Annotated in this window: 1 protein-coding gene and 2 pseudogenes; 2 read left to right on the forward strand and 1 reads right to left on the reverse strand. The window is 56.2% G+C overall.

Going from position 1 to position 2,077, the window contains the following annotated elements; genetic code table 11:
• Both IQ254_RS30900 and bioD read left to right on the forward strand, forming a co-directional pair.
• Window positions 1-737: pseudogene (locus tag IQ254_RS30900) on the forward strand (serine/threonine protein kinase); the annotation flags it as partial.
• A gap of 6 nt (window positions 738-743) precedes the next feature.
• Window positions 744-1,451 carry a dethiobiotin synthase gene (gene bioD / locus IQ254_RS30905; protein ID WP_193969962.1) on the forward strand — a complete coding sequence of 236 codons (708 nt, stop codon included), beginning with the start codon at window positions 744-746 and terminating at the stop codon, window positions 1,449-1,451.
• A 491-nt stretch (window positions 1,452-1,942) separates the two neighbouring features.
• Here the strand turns inward: bioD and IQ254_RS34155 are convergent.
• Window positions 1,943-2,077: pseudogene (locus IQ254_RS34155) on the reverse strand (IS630 family transposase); the annotation flags it as partial.

Consider the following 2,077-nt stretch of genomic DNA (forward strand, 5'->3'; position numbering starts at 1 on the left):
CCCCTGAGCCCACCCCCGAAACTAGCCCAGTAGAATACGACCAAAATCTGGCAATTTCTCCGGGCCAAGACCGCACTGTATCTGGCAGCCTGCGCAGCAACGAAACCATCAACTACCGAGTTAGCGCCCTTGAAGGGCAGGTGCTGCTAGCCCGGATGGCCAGTGAGGGAGTCTTGCTGACGGTGCTGACGCCCGCAGGGGAGCCGGTGGAGCAATCGGCTGAGCGGGTGCGAAACTGGCAGGGTACTCTACCCGCCAGCGGCGAGTACACCATCCAGCTGCGCCCGGTACAGGGCCTAGACCAGAGCGACTACGAGCTGGAGGTCAGCCTCAGTGCGGTGCCCCAGCCCGAACCGAGCGTAGAACCTCAGCCCGAACCCTCGGTTGAGCCGGCCCCACCAGCCACTCAACCCGACCCCAACCCCGACGCCAGTGTGACCGAACAGCGGGTGCAAATTCCGCCGGGTCAGACCAGTGTGCAAGTGTCGGGACAGGTCAACGAAAATCGCATTCGCCGCTATATCGTCAATGCCCAAGAAGGCCAGGTGTTGGCCCTGGATCTGCCTACGGTCAGTGGCCCGGTTACCCTGGATGTGCGTTTTCCCAACGGCGAGATGATTCCCGATGCGTCGCGGGTGCTGTCGTGGCAGGGGCAGTTGCCCACTAGCGGCGGCTATCTGGTCGATGTCACATCGGCCCGTCCGTCCAACTATACGCTGCGAATATCGGTCAACTGACGCCCTATGGTTTCTCTCAATGCTTTGCTCGTGGCGGGTACTGACACCGAAGTCGGTAAAACCGTGGTAACCAGCGCCCTGCTGGCCTACTGGCAGCGATATCGCCCAGAGCAGGCTCCAGCGGTGCTGAAACCGTTTCAAGCTGGGGTCGGCGATCGCGAGCTGTACCAGCGCCTCTTTTTTCCTACTCTGGCCCTCGAGACAATTACAGCCCAGTACTTTGAAGCCCCCCTGGCCCCACCCCTAGCCGCCGCCCTAGAGGGTCGTTCGGTGGATCTGGCCCAGGCCTGGCATGCTCTTGAAACCAGCCTCCAGCGCCATCCCTGGGTCTTGGTGGAGGGACTGGGAGGGCTGGGCTCTCCAGTGACCTACGAGCTCACCGTGGCCGATCTGGCAGCAGCCTGGCACTTGCCGACCGTGCTGGTGGTGCCGGTCAAGCTAGGGGCGATCGCCCAGGCTACCGCTAACGTTGCCCTCGCCCGCCAGAAAGGCCTCGACCTGCGAGGTATTATTCTCAACTGCAATCGGCCCTACACCGACGAGCAGATCGCCCAATGGGCGCCGCACGATTTAATAACTAACCTGACCCAAACCCCGGTTCTGGGAACGCTGCCTTACCTACCGACACCAGAGTCGATCGAAACCCTCGCCGCCGCCGCCGCCAGACTAGAGCTAGACGCGCTGCGGCCTAGAGCATCGGTACAGGATGGCTAAAAACCCGGTTTCTCGGCCAGAATGCCAGTCATGCCGTTAGGGCAGTGACAAAGAAACCGGGTTTCTGTACCAGCGTTCTAGCCCAACGCCCACATTCAGGGTGATGGGCCAGCCTTGATATCATGGTGGGTGGCTTTCGGATTTAGCACCCTGAATTGCCTAATTTAGGGCACGCCCATGGCAAGAAGGTTCTACGGCTGGCTCAAAAACATGAAGAGGCCACGAAGAAAACATGAAAGACCTGTGTATTGATCCATTGATATCGGCATCTCAGAGAAACTACTGATATCTTCAAATAAGAGACTTAATAGTGCCTTGCATTCAAAGCAATGGATGAACTTTAGGCAAGATTTAGGGCAGCATCAACCTCCCAGCATTTTCTACCTTTTGTTGGGCTCATACCAATTAGCTATTAAAATAAGTATGACCTTAGGCTCAGCAGGTTTTTAGGTTACAGGCTTCTGATCTTTTGGTTCTAAGCTGTTACGCATCTAAATTGCATTAATCGAATTTCCCTTATTTTTCACCTTGCGATGCCAATTTATAACTAAATCCCCCTCATTGAGAAGTTTGTTGATAAGGGCTTCAAGATCTTCAATCGACTTAAATAAACGATTTGAAATGAA

The sequence above is a fragment of the Nodosilinea sp. LEGE 07088 genome, from assembly GCF_015207395.1.
Classification (GTDB): domain Bacteria; phylum Cyanobacteriota; class Cyanobacteriia; order Phormidesmidales; family Phormidesmidaceae; genus Nodosilinea.